Source organism: Verrucomicrobiia bacterium (assembly GCA_023953615.1).
Classification (GTDB): Bacteria; Verrucomicrobiota; Verrucomicrobiia; order Limisphaerales; family JADLHS01; genus JADLHS01.
The window spans coordinates 1001352-1024162 of record JAMLJH010000001.1 but is presented as its reverse complement, the minus strand read 5'-3'; the positions used below and the strand labels follow the sequence as shown (position 1 = coordinate 1024162).

At 58.0% G+C, this 22811-nt stretch carries 23 protein-coding genes and 1 pseudogene; 13 read left to right on the top strand and 11 right to left on the bottom strand.

The annotated features are described in order from the left end of the window. Nucleotides 1–2: 2 nt before the first annotated feature. Together M9920_04165 and M9920_04160 are read left to right on the top strand one after the other, a co-directional pair. Complete coding sequence (locus M9920_04165; protein MCO5051476.1) at nucleotides 3–1034, top strand: efflux RND transporter periplasmic adaptor subunit; 1032 nt, start codon at nucleotides 3–5, stop codon at nucleotides 1032–1034. Further along, nucleotides 1031–4372 (top strand): efflux RND transporter permease subunit, encoded by a 3342-nt coding sequence (locus tag M9920_04160; protein ID MCO5051475.1) that lies wholly within the window; start codon nucleotides 1031–1033, stop codon nucleotides 4370–4372. The genes M9920_04165 and M9920_04160 overlap by 4 nt, the downstream gene beginning before the upstream one ends. A gap of 107 nt (nucleotides 4373–4479) precedes the next feature. Here the strand turns inward: M9920_04160 and M9920_04155 are convergent. Beyond that, nucleotides 4480–4584 (bottom strand): annotated as a pseudogene (locus M9920_04155) (chorismate-binding protein). Nucleotides 4585–4810: 226 nt separating this feature from the next. Here M9920_04155 and M9920_04150 point away from each other — a divergent pair. After that, the gene (locus M9920_04150; GenBank protein MCO5051474.1) at nucleotides 4811–5728 is read left to right on the top strand and encodes a hypothetical protein; all 918 of its coding nucleotides are present in this window, start codon (nucleotides 4811–4813) and stop codon (nucleotides 5726–5728) included. On the opposite strand, the gene M9920_04145 is transcribed toward M9920_04150, so the two are convergent. Continuing rightward, complete coding sequence (locus tag M9920_04145) at nucleotides 5694–6767, bottom strand: site-specific DNA-methyltransferase (GenBank protein MCO5051473.1); 1074 nt, start codon at nucleotides 6765–6767, stop codon at nucleotides 5694–5696. The genes M9920_04150 and M9920_04145 overlap by 35 nt on opposite strands. Nucleotides 6768–6864: 97 nt before the next feature. Between M9920_04145 and M9920_04140 the strand changes: the two genes are divergently transcribed. Next, nucleotides 6865–7050 (top strand): hypothetical protein, encoded by a 186-nt coding sequence (locus tag M9920_04140; protein ID MCO5051472.1) that lies wholly within the window; start codon nucleotides 6865–6867, stop codon nucleotides 7048–7050. Nucleotides 7051–7054: 4 nt separating this feature from the next. Here the strand turns inward: M9920_04140 and trpE are convergent, their stop codons facing one another. Further along, nucleotides 7055–8602, bottom strand: a complete 1548-nt coding sequence (gene trpE, locus M9920_04135; protein ID MCO5051471.1) for an anthranilate synthase component I — start codon at nucleotides 8600–8602, stop codon at nucleotides 7055–7057. A gap of 156 nt (nucleotides 8603–8758) precedes the next feature. Here trpE and M9920_04130 point away from each other — a divergent pair, with 156 nt between their 5' ends. Beyond that, nucleotides 8759–9232 (top strand): hypothetical protein, encoded by a 474-nt coding sequence (locus tag M9920_04130; protein MCO5051470.1) that lies wholly within the window; start codon nucleotides 8759–8761, stop codon nucleotides 9230–9232. Here the strand turns inward: M9920_04130 and M9920_04125 are convergent. Next, on the bottom strand, nucleotides 9206–9463 hold the full coding sequence (locus tag M9920_04125) for a hypothetical protein (protein MCO5051469.1): 258 nt from the start codon (nucleotides 9461–9463) through the stop codon (nucleotides 9206–9208). The two genes, M9920_04130 and M9920_04125, sit on opposite strands and share 27 nt — an antisense overlap. A 139-nt stretch (nucleotides 9464–9602) precedes the next feature. On the opposite strand from M9920_04125, the gene M9920_04120 reads away from it, so the two are divergent. The 5 genes from M9920_04120 to fmt all read left to right on the top strand — a co-directional run bounded on the left by M9920_04120 (nucleotide 9603) and on the right by fmt (nucleotide 15108). Next, nucleotides 9603–11018: a Gfo/Idh/MocA family oxidoreductase gene (locus tag M9920_04120; GenBank protein MCO5051468.1), complete on the top strand. Its 1416-nt coding sequence runs from the start codon at nucleotides 9603–9605 to the stop codon at nucleotides 11016–11018. An 87-nt stretch (nucleotides 11019–11105) separates the two neighbouring features. Further along, nucleotides 11106–12518, top strand: coding sequence for an NAD(P)H-hydrate dehydratase (locus M9920_04115; protein MCO5051467.1), 1413 nt, complete (start codon nucleotides 11106–11108; stop codon nucleotides 12516–12518). A gap of 116 nt (nucleotides 12519–12634) precedes the next feature. Further along, nucleotides 12635–13525 carry a hypothetical protein gene (locus M9920_04110; protein ID MCO5051466.1) on the top strand — a complete coding sequence of 297 codons (891 nt, stop codon included), beginning with the start codon at nucleotides 12635–12637 and terminating at the stop codon, nucleotides 13523–13525. Between the two features lie 25 nt (nucleotides 13526–13550). Beyond that, entirely contained in the window at nucleotides 13551–14138 is a 588-nt protein-coding gene (locus M9920_04105) for a nucleoside monophosphate kinase (GenBank protein MCO5051465.1), read from the top strand. A gap of 22 nt (nucleotides 14139–14160) precedes the next feature. Then, a complete protein-coding gene (gene fmt, locus M9920_04100) occupies nucleotides 14161–15108 on the top strand; it encodes a methionyl-tRNA formyltransferase (protein MCO5051464.1) in 948 nt (315 codons plus the stop codon). A 150-nt stretch (nucleotides 15109–15258) separates the two neighbouring features. On the opposite strand, the gene M9920_04095 is transcribed toward fmt, so the two are convergent. The 6 genes from M9920_04095 to M9920_04070 form a co-directional block, all read right to left on the bottom strand. Further along, entirely contained in the window at nucleotides 15259–15666 is a 408-nt protein-coding gene (locus M9920_04095; protein MCO5051463.1) for a YkgJ family cysteine cluster protein, read from the bottom strand. 11 nt (nucleotides 15667–15677) lie between these two features. Continuing rightward, on the bottom strand, nucleotides 15678–15824 hold the full coding sequence (locus M9920_04090) for a hypothetical protein (protein MCO5051462.1): 147 nt from the start codon (nucleotides 15822–15824) through the stop codon (nucleotides 15678–15680). Beyond that, nucleotides 15821–16684 carry a prepilin-type N-terminal cleavage/methylation domain-containing protein gene (locus tag M9920_04085; GenBank protein MCO5051461.1) on the bottom strand — a complete coding sequence of 288 codons (864 nt, stop codon included), beginning with the start codon at nucleotides 16682–16684 and terminating at the stop codon, nucleotides 15821–15823. The genes M9920_04090 and M9920_04085 overlap by 4 nt, the downstream gene beginning before the upstream one ends. 114 nt (nucleotides 16685–16798) lie before the next feature. Further along, nucleotides 16799–17992 (bottom strand): galactokinase, encoded by a 1194-nt coding sequence (locus tag M9920_04080; protein ID MCO5051460.1) that lies wholly within the window; start codon nucleotides 17990–17992, stop codon nucleotides 16799–16801. Nucleotides 17993–17995: 3 nt separating this feature from the next. Further along, complete coding sequence (locus M9920_04075; GenBank protein MCO5051459.1) at nucleotides 17996–18268, bottom strand: 4a-hydroxytetrahydrobiopterin dehydratase; 273 nt, start codon at nucleotides 18266–18268, stop codon at nucleotides 17996–17998. A 104-nt stretch (nucleotides 18269–18372) separates the two neighbouring features. Continuing rightward, nucleotides 18373–19245 carry a PAS domain S-box protein gene (locus tag M9920_04070; protein MCO5051458.1) on the bottom strand — a complete coding sequence of 291 codons (873 nt, stop codon included), beginning with the start codon at nucleotides 19243–19245 and terminating at the stop codon, nucleotides 18373–18375. 89 nt (nucleotides 19246–19334) lie between these two features. Between M9920_04070 and M9920_04065 the strand changes: the two genes are divergently transcribed. Together M9920_04065 and cdd are read left to right on the top strand one after the other, a co-directional pair. Continuing rightward, the gene (locus tag M9920_04065) at nucleotides 19335–20186 is read left to right on the top strand and encodes a purine-nucleoside phosphorylase (protein MCO5051457.1); all 852 of its coding nucleotides are present in this window, start codon (nucleotides 19335–19337) and stop codon (nucleotides 20184–20186) included. Continuing rightward, on the top strand, nucleotides 20173–20580 hold the full coding sequence (cdd, locus tag M9920_04060; protein ID MCO5051456.1) for a cytidine deaminase: 408 nt from the start codon (nucleotides 20173–20175) through the stop codon (nucleotides 20578–20580). Before M9920_04065 ends, cdd begins: the two co-directional genes overlap by 14 nt. Here the strand turns inward: cdd and M9920_04055 are convergent. Then, entirely contained in the window at nucleotides 20577–20762 is a 186-nt protein-coding gene (locus M9920_04055) for a hypothetical protein (GenBank protein MCO5051455.1), read from the bottom strand. The two genes, cdd and M9920_04055, sit on opposite strands and share 4 nt — an antisense overlap. 197 nt (nucleotides 20763–20959) lie before the next feature. Here M9920_04055 and M9920_04050 point away from each other — a divergent pair, with 197 nt between their 5' ends. After that, nucleotides 20960–22342: an RHS repeat-associated core domain-containing protein gene (locus M9920_04050; protein ID MCO5051454.1), complete on the top strand. Its 1383-nt coding sequence runs from the start codon at nucleotides 20960–20962 to the stop codon at nucleotides 22340–22342. Nucleotides 22343–22811 lie beyond the last annotated feature (469 nt).

The following is a 22811-nucleotide window of genomic DNA, read 5'->3' as shown; positions in this document are numbered from 1 at the left end:
TCATGAAACCCACAGTCGTCTTGATCGGAGTAATCGCCAGCGCCATGACGTTGGTCCTGAGCGGTTGCGGTCGGCAACCGGAACGCAACCCGCCCGCGCCCCTGCCCGAAGTCGCCGTCACCGTCACCACCGTTGAATTGAAGCAGCGCCCGGCGTTGGAGGAAGTCGTGGGTACGGTGCGCGCCAAATTACGGACGGTGATTGAAGCCAAGGTCAGTGGTCGCATCGAACAGATGCCGGTTGCCCTCGGCGCCAAAGTCAAAACCGGCGATCAGCTCGTGCAACTCAGTGCGCCGGAAATTCAGGCGAAGCTTGATCAAGCCCAGGCGCTGCAACAGCAGGCCGACGCGGATTTGAAACGCTTCGCCGCGTTGTTGGAAACCGCCACGCTCACTCGAGCGGAGTTCGACAACGCCCAAGCCCGCGCCCGCGTGGCGCAAGCGGCGGTGGCCGAGGCCGAAACGCTTTTGGGTTACACGCAGATCCGGTCGCCCTACGCGGGAGTCGTCACCCGCAAATACGCTGACGTCGGCGATCTGGCTTCGCCCGGAAAGCCCCTGCTGGAAATGGAAGATGCCACGGTGTTACGGCTCGAAGCCGACGTGCCCGAAGCGGTCATCGGCCGGTTGCAACTCGGCGATAAATTGCCGGTGCGCATCGCCTCGCTTGCCGATGCGCTTGAAGGCGTGGTCAGTGAGATGGCTCCCGCCGCGGATCCGAACAGCCGCACCTTCCTTGTGAAACTTGATCTGCCCCGCGCCGCCGGTTTGCGCGCTGGTCAGTTTGGTCGCGTGGCGATGGCGGTGGGCGAAACCACCGCGCTGCGCGTGCCGGCCTCCGCCGTGGTGACGCGTGGGCAGATGGAAATTATTTTTGTGGTCGTGGATGGCCACGCGCAACTCCGCCTGGTGAAAACCGGCAAACCCCTTGGCGCGGAGATTGAAGTGGTTTCCGGAGTGAATGCCGGTGAACAAGTCGTCACCGCCAACGCGGCGAGCTTGCAGGACGGTCAACCGTTGACGCTCAAACCATGAACCCCGAACCGACTCAACCAATCGTGGCGCCGCTCGGTCTCGCGGGCCGGGTGGCGCGCGCCTTCATTGATTCCAAACTGACGCCGCTGCTCATCGTGGCGTCGGTGTTGCTGGGCGTGTTTGCGGTCGTGATGTTGCCGCGCGAGGAGGAGCCGCAAATCAAGGTGCCGATGATTGACGTGCTGGTTTCCATGCCCGGCTTCAACGCGAAGGAGGTCGAGGAACGCGCCACGCGTCCGATGGAAAAATTGCTCTGGGAAATTCCGGGCGTGGAGTACATCTACTCGACCTCGAAGTCCGGTGAGAGTCTGGCCATTGTGCGGTTCCAGGTGGGTGAAGATCTGGAGCGCAGCCTGGTGTTGTTGAACCAAAAGTTGCAGCAGAACTTTGATCGCATCCCGCACGGGGTTTCCCAACCGTTGATCAAGGCCCGGTCCATTGATGACGTGCCGATTCTGGCGCTGACGTTTCACAGTCCGCACTACGATCATCTCACGTTGCGCCGGCTGGTTGCACAGGTGGATGACGCGGTAAAGCAGGTCCCGTTGGTCGCGGAAACCACGCTCATCGGCGGCGCGCAGCGTCAGGTGCAGGTGCTGCTTGATCCCGCCAAACTGGCCTCGCGCAATCTCTCCCCGGCGGGGCTGGTGCCGATGTTGCAACAGGCGAACCGGCAATTCACCGCTGGCGGTTTGACCAGTGAAAACCGCGAGGTGGTGATCGAGACCGGCGCGTTTTTGCGCAACGCCGAGGAAGTCGGCAATGTGGTCGTGGGCGTGTTCGGCGGCAAACCGGTTTACCTGCGCGAAGTGGCGGAGATTCAGGATGGCGCGGAAGAACCCACTCAATATGTATTGTTCGGTGCGGGCGCGGCGCATCCGACGACAGCGCCAATCGGAGAGGAGCCCGCCGTCACCCTATCCATCGCCAAGCGTCCCGGCGCGAACGCCATCACGGTGGCCGAACAGGTGCTGCGCAAAGTGGATGCACTTAAGGGTCGCGAAATCCCTGCGGATATTTCCGTGGCCATCACCCGTCACTACGGCGAGACTGCCGCCGAAAAATCCAACGAGCTGCTGTGGCACATGGCGATTGCGGTGTTGGGCGTCTCGGTACTGATCTGGTTGACGCTCGGCTGGCGCGAATCGTTCATCGTGGGCGTGGCCATTCCTTCCACGCTTGCGCTCACGTTGTTGGTGTTTTACTTGCACGGATTCACGCTGAACCGCATCACTCTCTTCGCGTTGATCTTCAGCATCGGCATTCTGGTGGACGACGCCATCGTGGTCGTGGAAAACATCGTTCGCCATTTTCATCTGCCCTACAACAAAGGCCGCAAATGGAGCACCATCGCCATTGAAGCCGTGGGTGAAGTGGGCAACCCCACCATCCTCGCGACGTTCGCGGTCATCGCCGCCGTGCTGCCGATGGCGTTCGTCGGCGGGCTGATGGGGCCGTACATGCGGCCAATTCCCATCGGCTCCAGCGCCGCCATGTTTTGGTCGTTGCTCATCGCGTTCATGGTCACGCCGTGGGCGAGCATTCGCATTTTGCGTTGGGGTCGAAAATACTCCCGGCTTACGGCCGGAACGGCCGTCACCGCCGACCCCTCGCCGCACCTGCACTCGGAACATCCCGAGGATATTTTCACCAAACTCTACCGCCACATGATGGACCCGCTCATCTATCGCGCGAAGTGGCGTTGGGGGTTTCTGATCGGCATCGTGGCGCTGTTACTCGGCGCGCTGGCCTTGGTTGGTATTGGCTGGGTAAAGGTGAAAATGCTGCCGTTCGACAACAAGAGCGAGTTTCAAATCATCCTGAACATGCCGGAAGGCAGCGCGCTGGAACGCACCGCCCAGGCCGCCCGGGAAATCGCCGCCGCCATTCGCAGCGAGCCGGAAGTGACGGATTATCAGATCTACGCCGGGATTGCATCGCCATTCAACTTCAACGGTCTCGTGCGCCATTACTTCATGCGTCGCGGCGCCAACGTGGCGGACATTCAAGTGAATCTCGTACCCAAGAGCGCCCGCAAAGCGCAGAGTCACGACATCGCCAAACGCGTGCGACCGCGCGTGACCGCCATTGTGCAGAAATACGGGGCGCGCGTGGCCGTCGCCGAAGTGCCGCCCGGCCCGCCGGTGCTGCAAACCTTGGTCGCGGAAATCTACGGACCGGATGAAGCCGCTCGTCACGCCCTCGCGCGTCAGGTCATCAATATCTTCACCAATACCCCCGGCGTGGTGGATACGGATTGGTACATCGAAGCCGATCAACCCAAGGTGCGCTTCGTCATTGATAAGGAAAAAGCCGCGCTGCACGGCATTAGCGCCGAAACGATCTCGCAAACGCTGGCTATTGCCGTCGGTGGAGCCTCCGTGGATTTGCTGCATGTGCCGCGCGAAAAGGAAGATGTCAACATCGTGTTGCAACTGCCTTTGGCGAGCCGCACCAGCCCGGAGGAATTGCTGGCATTGCGCGTGCGCTCCGGCGACGCGAACGCTTTGCCGGAACCAGTGGCGTCATCCGCAGGGGTCACGACGGGAACGGCGCCACCACCGCTGATTCCTCTGCGTGAGTTGGTGACCATGGAACGCACGCTCACCGACAAGAGCATTTATCATAAGAACCTCATGCCGGTCACCTACGTGATCGGCGACGTCGCGGGCGCAATTGAAAGCCCCGTCTATGCGATTCTAAAGATGAACCAGGCGTTGGCCCAACTCGATACGCGTGAGTTTGGCGGCGCGGGCGCAAGCCTCAAAATTCACAACGCCGCCCAACCGTTCACCGATCACGCGCCGTCGCTCAAATGGGATGGCGAATGGCACATCACCATCGAAGTCTTTCGCGACCTGGGTCTGGCCTTCGGCGCGTGCCTGGTGCTGATCTACGTGTTGATGGTCGGTTGGTTCCGTTCGTTCTTCACCCCGGTGGTGGTGATGATGGCGATTCCCTTCTCGCTGGTGGGCATCATGCCCGCGCACGGTGCGCTGGGCGCGTTTTTCACCGCCACCTCGATGATTGGCTTCATGGCGGGCGCGGGCATTGTGGTGCGCAACTCCATCATTCTGGTGGATTTCATTGAACTGCGCCTGCGCGAAGGTATGCCGCTGGCGGAAGCCGTGGTGGATGCCGGCGCGGTGCGCTTTCGTCCCATGCTGTTGACCGCGATGGCTGTGGTGGTGGGGGCCAGCGTAATCCTGGCCGATCCGATTTTCCAAGGACTGGCCATTTCCTTGATGGCGGGAGAAGTAGCCTCTTTGCTCATCAGTCGCATGGCCGTGCCGGTGCTGTATTACATGGCTTTCCGGCACAAACACGCCCGAACCTGAATCGGTTTCACCGGCGGAAGTTTGCTCGGCAGCGCTTGTGATTCGGTCGCGAAACTTTTCTAACGAGAGTTGGTGGTGGGTCCGAAGTCGAAGAATGGGGTATTACACTCGATGATCATCAAGTCCCTGACCTGCACACTGCCAAAGTCACATACACGTCCGATGTCATTGCGCGCGAGGTCCACCAGCATGACGTGTTCGGCGCGTTCCTTGAGGGCAAACCGATTTTAGTTTTTGGAAAAGCGTTTTCCGCTCTGGCAACGCTTCCAATCGAATACGTCACAATATTCGATAAAAAGCAGTTCGGATGTCTCGCGGGCAGCCAGAATCACTACTTAAACGTACATGAGCCGGCGATGAATTTATGAAAACTGTTTCGCGTGAAGTAGAGTTTAATGGGCTTTCGCGATGTCAGGTGTCTGCGTTATAAAATGAGTGATGGACACGCAAACGGCATTGAATCTGGCAGGCAAGCATTTACAGGCTCTCAAAGGGCATATATTCAACGTCCTCACGGTCACAAAGCCCGTCTCGCCCGCTGCCGCCGCAAATTTGGCAAAGGTAATTTCCAAGCTCTCCCCGCTGCTCGGTAATCTGATCGAATTCAACACCGTTGAAATTCTTAATGACAAACCGGATTTCAACGCGCATGGCACTTGGCAGCGGCAAGACCCGGGATTTCCCGACACGATTTTTCGCGGCTCAATCAAGCCCGTCCCCGGCTTTGAAATCAAAGCGTGGTTTCCGTTGGCGACAGAAATCACGGCGCGGTTCAAAGAGAGTCAGAGCCACTTTACCAAGAACAACACACACGTCGCGATGCTGGCTTGGCTGCCGGAGAAGTTGATTTACGGGAAGCCGGAAATCATCGCAGTTTGCGTCCTCTCCGGAAAGTCCGTCGCCGCAGCGAGAGATACTCACTACCACAATCCGCCGGACTACATCGTGCTTGAACCCGAGGATACGACGGCACGAACGAGCAACCTGCAACAGACGAACACCAACGGATATAAGTTCCAAGGGACGGCCAAAGAATTTCAACGCGCCAAAAAACTCGTCGCCTCTTGGGGAAGATGCGGCGACAAATACAAGCCGACGCCAGAATACCAAGCGAAAATCCGTCAGCTATTCAGCAAGTTTAGTTACCGGCTCGACACAAACTTTGCGAAGATGGACCGAATCGTTCATCCCGAGATTGAGAAGTTCAAGAATGAAGTCATGGGCACCGAGGTCCATGGACTCACGGTTCAAGAATGGCGAGGTTTGCTGGCCGGTAAAGACGATGAGACAATTCGTGCCGCATTGGAATCGCGGTTCGGAATCACAGCGCAAGATTCAAAGGCATTGGTGCAGTGAATCTCCCCACGCCGATTTGAAAATACGTTCGGTCAATCTCTGCCGCGTACGCTTTCCGCCGCAATTGTTCCGCCGCATATGACGCACTAAAGAGGCCACCAAAGGTTTCCCAAACGACATCTTCCTCATCGGACGAGGCATTGATGATCAGGGCCATTAAATCTAGCGGCTTCTGATTCAGGTGCGCAGCCTTGCCGTTCGGCGCTTTCACTCTCTCGGCGCAATGAAGGGCATTACGCTCCCAAACATTCGTAAATCCGTGCGGGCAACGAAACTTATAGCGCATCCCTTCCCATTCGTGAGCAGTTAGCGGGTGTTTTCCGTCGATGGAAAAATATGGTTTGCCAATCGCATGACCGTGTTTGTTGGCGTAATTGGCGAGCATCTGAAATTTGTCCGGCGGCGGACAATACCAGAGATGTCCCCGGTCGAGATACTTTCTGACTGCGGCATCCGCAACGCCGCAAGCCTCATTTGCTTTCCACAACGGTAGTCCAGTCCGTTTCCATTCGTTCAGCAACCATTCCTTGAGCGGAACCCCACTCAAGCGAGCCTCAAAGGAGTACTGAACGCAAAGTTCCGTCACAACGGGGAAGCGCCGAATTTTCGCCGTGTTCACGTTCCCCGCGATATGCCCCTTGCCTTTGTTCCAAACATTGGCGTTCACGTAGCGAAAACCGTATTTCTCGAGTACAGGATGCACGGCTGCCCAACCGATTTCCGAGTTCCAAAACCAGAGTGTGGTTTGCGGCGTGGCTCGACCGGACCAAACCTTGATGTGCGGCTCATACCACTCCGGCAAGGCCAAGTGGTCGGAAGTATCGCCATCAAACCCCAGCACCCCATAGCCACCGTCCGATACAATCACTGTCGGTGACGGCCACGAATCATAAACATTTAGGCTGTCATCGTAGTGAAGCTGGACAAAATCGTTTTTGAAAATTTTGTTGTCTGGTTCTGACGTGATGGTGAACGCTTTCTGGCGTCCGCGAGTGCTTGCTGGAGGTCGACGGCTATTCTTTGCGGGCGTGACAATCATAGAATGAATTTATAAAACCCTATCGTACGCGCAATTCTTTTCTGGATTTCCCTTTCGGTGGGCGACCTCCGGGGCGTCGTCCTTGCCGGTTGAATTCGTGAACGACGGCTTCTTCCAGAAGATGGTCGCGGCCGTGCTTTACGGAAGTGAGTTGCCCTTGCTGAATCAGTTGCCGGATCCTGACTGGCGTGACGCCAAGAATTTCCGCTGCACTGCTGGTCGTGATGAGTTTCATCAGGTTTGTTCAAATCGTGAACCGAAGGCGCTGGCCGGTCAATCGTGAGAATTTACGTCGTTTTCGCAAAACTTTCCGCCAGCGCCACGGCTTTGAGCATGGCCTTGCTTTTGTTCACCGTTTCCTGGAATTCGGCTTCGGGTTGGGAGTCGTTGACCCAGCCGCCGCCGGCCTGCACGTAGGCTTTGCCGTCCTTGAGCAAGGTCGTGCGGATGGTGATGCAGGTGTCCAGATTGCCGTTGAAGCTGAAGTAACCGACGCAACCGGCATACGGGCCGCGTGTGGTTCGTTCGAGTTCCGAAATGATCTGCATGGCGCGGATCTTCGGCGCGCCGCTCACCGTCCCCGCCGGAAAGGTCGCGCGCATCAGGTCGTAGTTGGTTTTGTCCGCCGCCAGTTGCCCGCCGACGCTCGACACGATGTGCATGACGTGGCTGTAACGCTCAATGATCATCAGGTCGCGCACCTGCACGCTGCCGAAATCGCACACGCGCCCAATGTCGTTGCGCGCGAGGTCCACCAGCATGACGTGTTCGGCGCGTTCCTTGGGGTCGGCGAGCAGTTCCTTTTCCAAGGCGGCGTCTTCGTCGGCGGTTTTGCCGCGGCGGCGCGTACCGGCGATCGGCCGAATTTCCACCTGCCGATCTTCGCAGCGCACATGGATTTCCGGTGAAGCGCCGACGAGCGAAAAGCCGTCGAGTTCCAGCAGAAACATATAGGGCGAGGGGTTCACCGAGCGGGCGGCGCGATAAACATCCACGGGCGAGGCTTTCGTCTCGACGCTGAAGCGTTGCGAACCGACCACCTGGATGATGTCGCCGGCGGTGATGTATTTCTTGGACGCGGTGACATTGGCGAGAAACTTTTCCTTCGCGACGTTGGAGGTGAATGGGATGGATGGAACTTCCGACGGGACGGACACGGGCTGGTGTTCGGATGGCTGTTCCAACAACGAAAGCAGGCGCTCGATTTCTTCCGCGGCAGTTTCATACGCCTCGGCGGGGCTGGTGGCTTCGTCAATGGCTGCATTGACCAAGATGGTGATGGTTTGCGCGACGTGATCGAACACGAGTAATTCATCAGCCACCAGGAAGTATATGATCGGAGTGTGCAACTCGTCGTGAGCCGGGCGCGGCACGACGGGTTCGATGTCATGAATGAATTCGTAACCGATGAACCCAATCGCGCCACCGGTGAAACGCGGCAGTCCCGGCAACGTGACGGGACGATATTTTTTCATCACGCGTTCGACAACTTCGAGGCCGTCGCGAACGCTTCCCGCCGCGTCCGGCTCTCCAGCGGCTGGGGCGAGAGGATTTCGTTCGACCGTATAACGCCCCACGACTTTTCCGGCTTCGATCACCTCCACGCGATCGTTGGTCTGTTTGATGACGGCGCGCGGATTGCAGCCGACAAAAGAGTAGCGCCCGAGGTGTTCACCGCCTTCGACCGACTCGAACAGGAATGACTCACCCTGACCGCGAATTTTGCGATAGGCCGAGAGGGGTGTTTCAATGTCCGCAAGAATGCGGCAAGTGACGGGAATCAAGTTCCCCGTCTCCGCCAGTTTCAAAAATTCGTCCAATGTCGGCGTAATCATAACCGTTCGGACAGTTTACGAGAACCGCCCTTCGAGAACAGGAGAAATCCCGCCATTTCGCGCCCTTGTGGGCGGCGCGGGACGTGTTATTCTCATGATCCGGAAGTTGCGGGGATCATCCAGCAGACTTCCCAAACCAAGAACTCGAAAATGAAAATGAACAAGTTAACGCTCTGCACGAGCATCCTGGCCACCGCTACCTTGCTGGTTGGCTGCAAAGAATCATCCACCGAAACCACTGCGCCTGCGGCCGCCCACCAAACCGGTGCTGCCGATGCGGCGGCGTCTTTGAAAGACGCGGCGCATCAAGCGGTGGACAACGTAAAGCAAACGGCAACGGCAGTTGCGGACCAGGCCAAGGACGCGGCCTCGGCAGCGGCAACCCAAGCGCGACAGGCCGTCGGGGATGCGGCCGCGGCGGCGAACAGTCAGGCGCAAAATCTGATCAATCAAGCGCAGTCGTTCGTGAACGAGCAGAAATATCAGGATGCGTTGAACAGTTTGAAAGGACTGGCGGGGCTGCAGCTCACAGCCGACCAGCAAAAGTCGGTGGACGCCTTAAAGACCACCATTAACAACGCGCTGGGGAGCGATGCGGTTAAATCAGTGGAAGGTCTGTTCAAAAAGTAAACCGTCCATTTCGGTCGAGGGAAGGGCTGCACCGGTTGCAAGAGCAACCGGCGGCAGCGTATTGGCCGAAATTTTACTGCTCAGGTTGGTGAGACCGGAGGCGGGGCGGAGTGCCTGCGCCTCCGGGTTGGCTTGAAAAGCCTTGTTGCCAACTGGACCTTTTGTTCCACCAAAAACCAGCCGGTTCAGCTCGCCCTTGGGCTTGGTTGTGCCGTTATCCCTGCCACTCAACCTTCACTGGGCTGGGTGGGATTTATGACTGCGCGCCCAGGAATTGAGCGTGGCGGGGGAACAAAAAAGCGACCAGGATACAATTTTCCAAAAAGATTTTTCTTGTGCTTCACGGGGCGCTGGTTTAACCAGCACGGGTATGCCAGTAACACCATTTACACGTCGTCAATTCATCGCCTCGACAGCGTTGGCCAGTGCGGCCCTCATGGCCGGTTGTACCACGCATCCGCGGCCTCGAAGGGTTTCCGCTAATGATAAACTAAACATCGGCGTCGTTGGCGCCGGAGGAAAGGGGTCCAGTGATACCGATCACTGCTCATCCGAAAACATCGTCGCGCTTTGTGACGTGGATGAAACCACCCTGAACAGTCGGAAGCAAAAATATCCCAACGCCAGAATTTACACGGATTGGCGGCAGATGTTTGACAAGGAGAAATCCTTGGACGCGGTCATCGTCGCCACGCCGGATCACATGCACGCCATCGTGGCCCTCACGGCCATGAAAATGGGTAAACATGTTTATTGCCAGAAGCCGCTGGTGCAAACGGTGTACGAAGCGCGCCTCATGCGGAAGATCGCCAAGGAATATGGCGTAACCACGCAAATGGGCAATCAAGGCAGCGCGGAAGACGGTTTGCGCCGCACGGTGGAACTGGTCCAGTCCGGTTTGATCGGGCAGGTGCGCCAGGTCCATGTCTGGAGCAACCGTCCGGTCTGGCCCCAAGGGATGGATCGCCCGCCAGGCAGCGATCCCGTGCCGAGCACGTTGCATTGGGACGAGTGGTTGGGCGTGGCGCCGTTTCGTCCATACAAGAAGGGGGCTTACCATACGTTCGCGTGGCGCGGCTGGCAGGATTTCGGCACGGGCGCGCTGGGCGACATGGCTTGCCACACGGCCAACATGCCGTTCCGAGCGTTGAAGCTGGGTTACCCGAGTGAAATCGAAGCGGAAACTTCGCCGATGAACAAGGAATCTTACCCGCTTAAATCCAAGATTCGCTTCTTGTTCCCCGCGCGCGAGGGGTTGGATCCGGTGAATTTCTGGTGGTACGACGGCGGTAATCCCAAGCCGAACGATCCTTACAGTCACGACGGCAACAACAAGCCGCCGGCCGAGTTGACCCGGGAGATCGAGGAGATGATGGGTTCGATTCCAGGGAGCGGCTGTCTCTTGATTGGCGAGAAAGGAAAAATCTTTTCTCCTGACGACTACGGCGCCCGGTTCTTCATCCAAATGAAAGGCGAAAAGGAATTGACCGAAGGCAAGAACCATGACGCCGTGAAATCGGTGCCGCAGACGATTCCACGGAACGCATTTGAAGGCGACGCTGACAAGCGCCAGCATCTGGAATGGATCGCGGGTTGCAAGGGCGGGCCGGTACCGTATTCCAACTTCGATATCGCCGCTTATCTTACCGAGATCATTCTGTTGGGTTGCGTGGCCATGCGCACCGGTAGGAAGCTCGAGTGGGACGGCCCGGGGATGCGCGCCACCAACGCGCCGGAAGCGATGCAGTTCGTGAAGCGACAATATCGCAAGGGTTGGTCCGTTTAAGTCAACGAATCTTGCCATCCACAAAACCCTCACCGATTGGTGAGGGTTTCTGTTTTATGGCGTCGGCGTTTGTAGTAAGCTGGCGCCATGTCCGTGCCGATCATCAGTGTCGCGCAGATGCGCGAATGGGAACAAGCCTCCTGGGCTGCCGGAGTCAGCGAAGCCGGAGTGATCCGGCAGGTCGGCGCGCGGATTGCCCAGCGCCTCGAGCGGCTGGTTGGCACGGGTGAAACGGTCCTCCTGCTCGCGGGCAAAGGTCACAATGGCGATGATGTTCGCGCCGCGGCCCAGCGCCTCAACGGATGCCGGGTCATTCTGATCAACGTCACTTCGCCAATGGGTGCGGCGCCGCGTTTGGAGCGGGCGTTGCGACAAAAGCCAGCTTGGATTGTGGACGGGTTGTTCGGCATTGGCTTGAATCGGACCCTGGACGCAAAATGGGTGGCCTTCATCAATCGCATCAACGCCGCTGCGGCGCCCATTCTGGCGGTGGACGTTCCGTCAGGTCTGAATGCGGACACTGGAGTCACTGCTGGCGCGGCGATCCGGGCGACTTTGACGCTGACCGTTGGCGCGCCGAAGCGCGGACTGCTACCAACCGTCGCTGGAGAATTTGTTGGTCGTTTGGAAGTGGCGACTGAAGTGGGCTTGATCCCCTGTCCGTGCGATTCGGAATGGTGCTGGACGCAGTCGGAAGACTTCGCGAATTTCCCACCCTTGCGCCCCGCTGACGGTCACAAGGGCACGTTTGGGCATTTGCTGGTGGTGGCGGGCAGTGCCGGTTATCACGGCGCGGCGGTGTTGGCAACTCGCGCGGCGCAACGCGCTCAACCGGGTTTGGTGACCTTGCTGACCCAGCCTGCGGTTTACGCGCCGATCGCGGCGCAGTTGCAATCGGCCATGGTGCGAACCTGGTCCACTCCCGTCGCCAAACTCGAAAATTTCACCGCAGTATTGGTGGGTCCCGGGCTTGCGGCGCCGACGGTGCCGCGGAAAATAATTTCATTGGTCCGGCGTTGGTGGAAAGAATTGCCCGTGCCGATGATTGTGGATGCCAGCGCGTTGGATTGGTTGGAGACGACGCCCGCAGCTAAAGACGCGCTGCGGTTGTTGACGCCGCATCCGGGTGAAGCGGCGCGTTTGTTGAGGTGTTCAGCCGCCGCCGTGCAGCAGGATCGCGCGGGTGCCGTTCGAAAGCTTTCGCAAAAGTACGGCGGCGCTTGGGTGGTGCTGAAAGGTAAAAACACTTCGATCGGACGCCATCGGGGCAATCTATACGTCAACTCATCGGGCAATGCGCATTTGGCGCAAGGCGGGGCGGGCGATGTGTTGGCCGGTTTTGTGGCCGGACTTCTAGCCCAACCAGGACTGCAAAATGACGCCGGACCAGCGATTCGGTGCGCGGTCTGGCAACACGGCGTGGCTGCGGATGAGCTTGCCAGGCAACGTCCGAATTGGGTGATCGAAGATTTGACTACGCTCATTGGCGCGGCCCGTTGAAATCAGTTTTCCAACGAGCGCGGCATTTTTTCTTTCCTTCCGATACCCGCATTTGTTAGGAAACAAAGGTGAAGTTATCCAGACTAGCGGTTTTGGTGTCAGGAATGTGGGTGGCAATGACGCTATCCGCTGCCACATTGACCGTGGAGTACACCGACGGAGTCAAGTTTACCGGCGATGTCATTCAGAAAACTCCGGCGTATCTGCAACTGCGGGTGGGTGGAGTTTACACCAATCTGAGTTGGGGGCAGATGTCGCAAGACACGTTGAAAGAGTTGCAAACGGTCGCCGCCAATACCAAGGACACGAAACTTGCCGCTTTCGTCGAACCGTACATCGAAATCCCCGAGGAGGAAGTCATCAAGAAAACCCAGGTGGAGATCAAGCCGGTTTCGCGATTGGAGCGCCCGGCGAAAGGTTCATTGTTCGGCGCGCTAACCAAGTCTCCGGTGGGCTTGGTTTGCCTGTTACTGCTGTTTGTGGCGAATATCTACGCGGCGTATGAAATCTCGGTGGTTCGCGCTTATGCGCCGGCATTGGTCTGCGGTGTGGCGGCCGTTGCGCCGGTGATCGGTCCCGTCATCTTTTTATGTTTGCCGACCAAGCTGCCCTCGAACACCGAGGGAGAGGAGGAAGCCGCTCCCGTGGAAACGGCGGCGATCGCCTTGCCTTCCGCGGCCCATGCGGAAGATGCCGCTGCGGCCAGCGCCGCTCCGGACGCATCAAGCGCGGCGGCGGTGCAAAGTTTCAAGCGCGGCCAGTTCACTTTTAATCGCCGTTTCATTGAAACCAAATTCTCAACCTTCTTCCAGGCCGTGCGCCGGGGCAGCGACAAGGACACCCTCCTGGTCGTGAAAACGGGCCGGGGCGAACATGTGGCCAATCGCATTACGCGCATTGCCGCGAGCGACATGCACTTGGAGGTGCTCAAAGGTGGCGCCACGCAGGAAGTGCAGGTGGCGTTCAGCGATATTCAGGAAATTCAACTCAAACCCAAGGACGCCTGAGTTGCTTCGGGCGCCGCATTGAACCATGAAATATCAGACCATCCTGCTGTTTGGAGCGCCCGGGTCCGGCAAAGGCACGCAAGGTAAAATTCTTGGGACCATTCCCAACTTTTTCCACTGCGCGTGCGGCGATGTTTTCCGCTCGCTTAGCGCGGCCAATCCGCTCGCCAAGGTATTCATCGAATACACCAGCCGCGGCCAGTTGGTGCCGGACGAACCCACGGTCAAGTTGTGGCGGCAGTTCATCAAAAACAACGAACGCATCGGACGATTTAATCCGGAGCATGACGTGTTGGTGCTGGATGGCATTCCGCGGAATTTGCAACAGGCGGAAATTCTCAGCGCAACGCTGGACGTGCGGGCGATTCTTTATCTCCACTGCGCCAATTTTGAACGACTGGTGCAGCGGTTGCAGCGCCGCGCCCTCAAGGAGAATCGTCTCGATGATGCGAATCTGGACGTCATCCGGCAACGGCTCAAGGTGTATGAGCGCGAAACCAAGCCGGTGCTGAAATACTACGGAAAGAAGAAAATTCATCGCATTGATTCCACGCAATCGCCCACCAAGGTGTTGCGCGACATTCTGACGCGCATTCACAAAGTCATGCCGTAAGTGGGCGCGCGTTGACGCCGAGATGGCCCCGCTACGCATCATTTTCATGGGCACGCCGGAGTTGGCGGCTGTCAGTCTGGCGGCGCTCCAGCGCGAACCGAATTTTCAACTCGTGGCCGCCGTGACGCAGCCGGATCGCCCCAAAGGTCGCGCGCTCAAACTGCAAGCTTCACCGGTAAAAGAACTCGCGCTCCAAGCCGGTATTCCCGTGCTGCAGCCGCTCAAGGCCCGCGACGACTCATTCATCGCTGAATTGCGCGGCTGGCAGCCCGACCTCATCGCCGTTGCCGCGTTTGGCCAACTGTTACCTCAAGCCATTCTTGAGCTGCCTCGTCTGGGTTGCCTGAATGTGCATACTTCACTGCTGCCCAGGTATCGCGGCGCTTCACCGATTCAATCGGCAATTTTGCATGACGAACTGGAAACCGGGGTGACCATTATGAAGATGGACGCAGGTCTGGACACCGGCGACATTCTGACGCAGCGCCGCACCCCGATCCATCCCGAGGACAACGCCGCCACGCTCCATGATCGCCTCGCGCAACTCGGCGCGGAACTGCTGGTGGCAACCATTCCAGCTTACGCGGCGGGAGAAATTCAACCACGCCCGCAACGGCACGAGCTGGCGACGCACTGCGCGCGGATCAAAAAAGAGCAGGGCCGGATTGATTGGGCGCAACCGGCGCGCGCAATCTGGAATCGCATCCGGGCGTTCACGCCCTGGCCGGGCGCCTTCACTTATTTGCCGACTCCGCCCCCGCCAACGCTGCTAAAACTCTGGCAAGCGGAAGTGGTCGAACCAGCGGGTGTTCCGGGGGAAATTCTGGCGGCGGACAAAGCGGGAATCATCATCGGCTGCGGCACTGGTTCATTGCGCGTCACTTCGTTGCAACGCGAGGGAGGCCGGCGCCTGACAGCGACGGAATTTTTAGCCGGACATCCGCTGCCGCTGGGAACGAAACTTTCGTAATCACTTTCGTAGGTGCCGACGTGAGGAGACTCATTTCGGACCATAAAACGCCCGAGATGACGCGAAAACACATGGCGAAAAATCGTTTCCTGGTTGAATCGTTGCGACGTTTTAACGCTGTAACCTTTGGGTTTTATCCGTGGTTCAAATTCATTGCGCTTCGCGTCGCAGAATTTCCCGCACGTCTTCCGGCGTCCGCTGCGTGGCGGCGGCTACGAGGCGCACATATTCGTCCGTGCTGACTTCACGCGGAATGGCGTGGCAGAATTGTTCGGCCCCGGGATAGTGCCAGAGGTTGGGGAAATCGCGACATTGCTGCGGTTTGACCGATTGGATGGCGCAAGAATCGCCTTCGAGAAAAATGCACGCCCCGTCCGACTGATCTTGCAAGACCAGGCCGTGCCGATCCGAGCGCAATCGCGTGTAGCGTTGGATGAAATCGTATTCGCTGATTTTCAAGAAGGCCGCGATCCGGGTGATTTCGGCCTCAGTCAAACGCACCTGCCCCGGCCAGCGACAACAGGCAGTGCAACGTTGACATTCACGAAAAATCGGCATAGCGCTACGAATCAATTCGCCCCATCCACCACCTGACAAACGAGCGGCGTCATCTTCACGCCGATGGCTTTCTCGTAACCGGCGGTCATGTGCGCCGAGGCATGATAGATGGAAGGCCCGCAGCCTAGAACTTCAAATGTTTTTTGCCAGTAGTTCAATACATGCCTCCAGTTTCAGAAGCAGGGTTATACCAAGCGTCGTTTGGGCCATCATAAGCAGGTGTCGCGGGCCAGACACCTGTTCCAGCGTACTCTCGGGTAAACCACTTGGAAAACTTCAGGGTGAAGGAGCGCCCGGATAGATCGCCGAATGTGCCAACGCCGCCAACATTCTCACTTTGATTACTGGCTTTGCGAGTGTTGACATGGCGCTGGGAAATTCCTTCGTGAGGATAACTGCCGACATCGTTGAAGTTGTAGGCTTCCATCTCGGCAGGCGCCTCCCACATCAACATTCCGGTCGGACGCAGTTGCGTAATTTTGAATCGCGACATCGCTTCTGCTTTTGGATTGAGGTTGAAGCTAATGGTGGAGCCGTTCCAGAGGTAACTGGTAATTTTAATAGTGCGACGAGCATAATCAGCTGCTGCTTTGCCACCAGACCGTTCCGCAAAATCTTTCGGGCAGGTCAGAACTCTTTCGTTTTGAACGTAGCTTCCAAGCTGGCTTTGCCGAAAATATGCGATTTGTTTTGTCCAAATAGCATCATCAGCCAGGCCGGCACCATCCGGAATGCCTTTTGCGGTACACCACGAATCCCGCAGGGCGCAATCAGTCCAGCTTGCATAAGGGAGGAAATCCTCGTTGTCGCTGGCGAATAGATTGGCCCCTAGTACGACTTGCCGAATGTTGTTCATGTCATTTACCAGCCAGGCGCGATCCTTTGCTTTGCCAAGTACTGGCAAGAGCAGAGCGGCAAGAATGGCGATGATCGCTATTACCACCAGTAACTCGATCAACGTAAATCCTGCGGCTCTGGCGGACAGAGGGCGAGTTGAGCTGCGATTCAGGCTCTTCATAACTCTTTAGTGCTCGAATTTGAACACTACCCGTGCCGTAAATGCTGTCAACTTAATAGCCATTATCGTTACTGGTATTACGGATAACAGCCGGAATATCTTCCATCAAAAAAATCAATTCGCCCCGTCCACCACCTGACAAACCAGCGGCGTCATCTTCACGCCGATGGCTTTCTCGTAACCGGCGGTCATGTGCGCGATGAAGCTTTCAACTTCATGATGCTTGACCATATTGATGGTCGCGCCACCGAAGCCGCCACCCGTGAGTCGCGCGCCGAGGCAGGCCGGATGTTTTCGCGCCAAAGCCACGAGGAGGTCGAGTTCCTTGGTGCTGTTCTTGAGGAAATCCCGCGAGCTTTCATGGCTCTGGAACATGTATTGGCCGAACTGCGCCAGATCGTCGGTGCGCAGCGACCGCTCGCCGGCCACCACGCGAGCAATTTCGCTGACGACGTGGTGGGCACATTCAAATTCGCGCGGCGTCAATTTATCCTTCGCGGCGAGCACTTGTTTCAACTCGACGGTACGGAGGAACTTTGCGCCGAGCTTGGCGGCGGCGGCTTCGCAGTTGTCGCGCAGTTCCTTGTATTCGCCGCCGACCAGTTCATGTTTCACCAGCGAATTACACACCACCATGACCGTGCCCAACAACGGCGCGTGACCGACGGTGAGCGCGGCGCAATCAATTTCCATGACGTGCGCCCGTTTGCCGAACAGCGAGGAAGTCTGATCGAGAATACCGCAGGGCACGCCCACGAATTCGTTCTCAGCCGCGCGACACAGTTTCGCAAAAACCATTCGCTCCGCCGGCGCCAGATGGGGCAGGCGACCTCGAGCATCGGCCTTGGGGGGCGTGCCCAGACCGTTCTCCGTCAGAGTGAAAGGCGACAAGCGGCGCACGGCCAGCGCGGTGGCAACCTCGAGCGCGGCGGAACTGCTCAGGCCCGCGCCCATCGGTAACGTGCTATGGATGGCGGCATTGAAACCGCTGAAATTAACGCCGCGTTTCTTGAGTTGCGCCAGAACCCCTTTGACGTAATCAGCCCAGGTCGCCGCCGGGTTGGATTTGATATTGCTGATGGAAAAAATTTCCGATTGAGGGAAGGCGGAGGAAACCAGTTCCACCTTGCCATCCGTGCGCGGCGAAGCGGCGAGGCTGATGTATTTGTCCACCGCCACGGACATGACCAGACCGTGGTTGTAATCCGTGTGATTGCCCAGAACTTCGAGGCGACCCGGCGCCTGGACCGTGTGCGTGGGCGCATGGCCAAAGTGTTTTTTGAAGCAAGCTTGGACGTCGGTGAACATGGGTCAAAGGCGATTAAATTTTTGAGCCAAATCAAAATCGTTTTGCGTCAAGCCGCCGACATCGTGAGTGGTGAGCGCGAGCGTTACTTTGTTCCAGCGCACATCAATGTCGGGATGATGCCGGTCTCGCTCGGCGATTTTGGCAACCGCATTGACGAACTTCATCGCCTCGCGAAAATCCTTGAAAACAAAAGTGCGCGAGATGGTGGCGCCGCGTTTGGCCCAATTGGGAACCGCTTTGCGGGCGGCTTTAATTTCAACCGATGCGAGCTTCATGACGCTCCCATTGATGCCAAAACGCCGGTGGCGCGTCACGACGAAAGGCGATTTCGCCTCGGCGCTGGCTGCGCCATGCGGATTATATTGCCGCCCCGTGTGGCTCAGAGTTTGGGGGGTTGGTTGGGCGTCAACAACTGCCGCGTCAGGTTGGCGGCGCGGCGGCTGGCCTTCTCGATGGCGTCGAGGGATTCCTGTAGAGTTGTCGGAGGCAGGTTGCTCTGCTTGAGCAAGTCCAGCCGCATTTGGATGACGGCCAGGGTGTTGTTGATGTCGTGGGCCGCGCTGCGCACGGATTGACCGGAGCCGACCTGAGTTCGCGTCCGCTGAAGTTCCTCCTGCAGTTTGCGGGTTTCAGTCTGATCGCGCGCATTGAGGGCGATGAACTGCTGCGCGCCCCAAATGAAAAAGCTGTGCCCCACCGCCTGGAGCGACTGCCAATTGCCGTTCGCATGACGCAACCGAAATTCCAGGTGAAGCGGTTGGCCGCAGCTCAGCGTGAGCTTTTCGAGGACGGATTGAACGCCGGGCAGATCGCCGCTGTGAACAAACTTGTAGAGGCTGTTCCCGACCAGTTGTGGTGTTGCGTGACCGGTGATTTGCGTAACCGAGGGACTGACATATTTAATGCCGCCCTGATTATCGGTCACGAGGATCAAATCCGATGTGTTAACCAAAAGTTCCTGGAAGGATTTGTCGCGTTGCTTCAGTTCTTCCCCGAGTTGCCGCGTGAAATATCGCCACAGCCACCACGCCGCCGCCGTCGTGAGTAACAGCCCGATCAATCCGAAGCCGATCCACCGGACTGGCGAAGCTGGTTGGCCCAGCCGCGCTTCCGCCACGATCAGCAGACTCGTGATGCTGATCGCTCCGAGGACGAAACGCCAGCGCCCCGTCAGGATTCTGGTTTGCGGATACATGGCTGTGGTCTTGGTTCGTTCGGTTTCGCCGCCTGGGTGGATTGCGATATGGTTCATCAAGGATTTCACTTGATGGATGCCGCAAAACTTCCGCTCGCTACGCCCCCTTGATTTTTATTAGCCTTGAGCACGTCACGGTAAGTTTGATGAAACCGAATCCACTTGTAAATCCTGCGGTGTCCGCCCCGGCGGTTCGGGCCACGGCCAACCGTTTGCTCAAGCATTGCCGCCTGCGCCCGACGCTCGGACTGGTCCTGGGCAGCGGTTTTCAATCGGTGCTGTCCGAAATTTTCGTCGTCAGTCGCCTGCCTTACGCGAAGCTGGAGGGCTTTCCGCAAACCAGCGTGGCGGGCCATGCGGGAGAACTGATCATCGGCACGCTCGGTTCGACGCCGGTTTATGTGTTGAACGGACGCGTGCATTATTATGAAGGGTACGCGCTGGATCGCGTGACGTTCGCGGTGCGCGTGCTGGCGGCCGCCGGAGTGCGGGATTTGTTGCTGACCAATGCCGCCGGCGCGATCAACCGACGCTTTCGTCCCGGTGATTTCATGCAATTGACGGATCACATCAATCTGATGGGAGCGAATCCGTTGCGGGGCCGTCCCACTCCCGGTTTTTCGCGGTTCGTGGATTTGACCCAGGCCTACGATCCGGGATTGGGCAAGCTGCTGTCCCGCGCGGCGCGCGCGGCTAAAGTATCGCTTCGTCAGGGGGTTTATCTCGCGGTGAATGGTCCGAGTTATGAAACCCCTGCGGAGATTCAAGCCTTTGCCCGGCTGGGAGCGGACGCCGTCGGGATGAGTACCGTGCCGGAAACCATCGTGGCGCGGCAACTCGGCCTGCGCGTGGCGGCGCTTTCCTGTCTCACCAACCTTGGCGCGGGGTTGAGTCGCCAACCGCTCTCGCACCAGGACGTGCTCAAAACGGCGGAACGGGTTAAAGCCACCGGCGCCCGCCTGCTGCTCGAATTCGGCAAAGGGTATGCCCAAACCTGACCGACACGCCTTGATTCAAGCCGCGGCGCGGGCGCGGAAATTTGCCGTGGCCCCCTATTCCCATTTCTCGGTCGGCGCCGCCCTGTTGACGCGAAGCGGCGAAATCATCAGTGGCGTCAACGTCGAGAGCGCCAGTTATGGACTCACCTGTTGCGCGGAACGAGTCGCGTTATTCAAGGCGCTCTCCGAGGGGAAGCGCGAATTCGTCGCCATCGCGGTGGTCGCCCGAACCCGGGGCGGCGCCACGCCTTGTGGCGCGTGCCGTCAACTTCTCGCAGAATACGCGCCGCGCGCCAAAGTCTATGTGGCGGATAGCCACCACCTCGGTCGGGTGCGCGAGTTCAAGGTGGCCGACCTGCTGCCGGCCGCTTTCAAAGCGGCGGCGCTGGGTTAAACCACGATGGCTTCGTGGAGAAACAGGGAAGCCCACTCTTGCGCGCATTGGCGCTCGTGCAGCGAGCCGCCGATCAGCTCGACCTGTCCCGTGGACCTGCGAACCAGGCGCGCCGCGCCAAAAGTGACCACGGTTTTCCCGGCCGCCCCGCGGCGCCAGAATCGAAAGAATTTCAATTTCATGCCGGGAGTTTGTCTGGCTTGGTGGGACAAAAACCGTCTGAGCCAAAAATTTTCGAGACCATTCCAAACCACGGTGGCGCGGGGACGGCGCCACCGCCTGCGCCTGCGCCTGTGCCAGAGCTTTAGCGGCGACGGAAAGATGAGTTGCATAGAACGCGGGCATGAGTTGAAATCTTGAAAATGGTTTTGCCGAACCCATGAGTCAGTTGAACCAAATCAACAGCGTCGCCGCGCCGGGTGAGACCACGGTGAGCGGGAACGTGTTTGTGCCCAAGACGCCGGAAGCGTTCACGTATGACGATGACGGGAATCTGACGCAAGATGGGCGGTGGGATTACACGTGGGACGCGGAGAACCGGCTGGTGAAGCTCGAGAGCCGGAGCGGGGCGCCGAACGGCTCGAAGCGCAAGCTGGAGTTTGCGTATGACTGGCAGGGGCGGCGGATTGGGAAGAAGGTCACTAATCTGGACACGAGCACGGTGTTGGCCGAGGAGAAGTTTCTGTATGACGGCTGGAATCTGATTGCCAAGCTGAACAGTTCCTTTGCCCTCGTGCAATCCTATCTCTGGGGACTGGATTTGAGTGGCAGTTTGCAAGGGGCCGGGGGTGTGGGTGGATTGCTCGCGATCACCGATGTCAGCGCGGGTTCGCACTTCTGCGCGTATGATGGGAATGGGAATGTGATGGCCTTGCTAAAAGCTGATGGCTCAGGGCTGACCGCTCAATACGAGCATGGGCCGTTTGGGGAAGTCCTCCGCGCCACGGGCGTGATGGCTAAAACCAATCCGTTCCGATTCTCGACGAAGTATCAGGATGACCAGTCCGACTATCTTTACTACGGCTACAGATATTACAACGCAAGCACGGGGAGGTGGCCAAACAGTGACCCCATCGCCGAGGAAGGGGGCGTCAACCTGTATGGCTTCGTCGGGAATGATCCTGCAAATACGATTGACCCACTTGGACAGGACTTCATCGCTGTCGGCGGATTACCCGTGCCAACCATGCCTGTGTTGGGAATCGGGGTTCACATGTCACTTCGCTACTACAAAGCATCGTGCTCCGACGATCCCCATGAAGGAGTCAGGTTTTCGCCCGGCTCACCGCCAAAGGGTTCTCAATTCGCGGACGCTGTTCAATTGTGGACTGCGTGGCACTCGTATCGGCATTTCTTTTATGTTCGTCCGAAGCCAACTGAGCCACCGCAGCGCACATTCGTATTCGTCCCAATCAGCTACATTGAAAGAGCCTCGGCAGCGACTCGGTTGCTTGTCCTTTACTCGGACGCGGACAATGGTAGGGGAAGCAGCGAGAAAGGCTGGAAGCAGATTGTTGCCGCTGCGTCTAGTTACGCTTACGCGGAGCAAGCCGACGCGAATGGCAATGTCCCCACCACGCTAACGCATTGGCCGAACTCCTGGTATCAGTTGCTCGGGAACAATAGCAACACGTTCATCCGCCAGATGGCGAAACTGATTGGCAGAAACCCTGATGCAATTGGCGGCGGATGGATTGCGGGACGAACAGATCCAGAACCGGTATCAAATCCCGGTTGGACTCCTGTTTACGCGCCGTGGTGAAAGGAAATCCATGCGAACACCCGTCGTCAGGTTTGCGTATTCATTCCGTCCCTGGGCTGCATTGTGTTGTGCATCGGCATTGCTGCTCTGTGGATGCTCCATCTTCTTCGGTGACAAACGGTCGCTCGTGACCACTGTGCCAGCGCAGTCATCCTCACCCGCGAATTTCAAGACGACGTTGACGATGTCAACTCGCTACATCGAATTCGAAGGGTTTCAAAGGCAAGCTGAGAGTCAACGCGTTCAAATCAGCGTCATCAATCGTGGACAGTCGGCTTTCGAGATGAAACAGGCGAATGGGAAGTTCGCTCTCGTCACTCCGGGAGTGCGTGTTGAACTCTACAGCGGTGAAATCACCAGTTCCACCAACCCGCTCCGCTTGCCTGTTTCCGGAGTCCAAAATCGAACTCCTTGTGAGTTTCAGGTGGAGGTTTCAAATCCGATGCAATTTCGCGACGCGGTCAGAGTT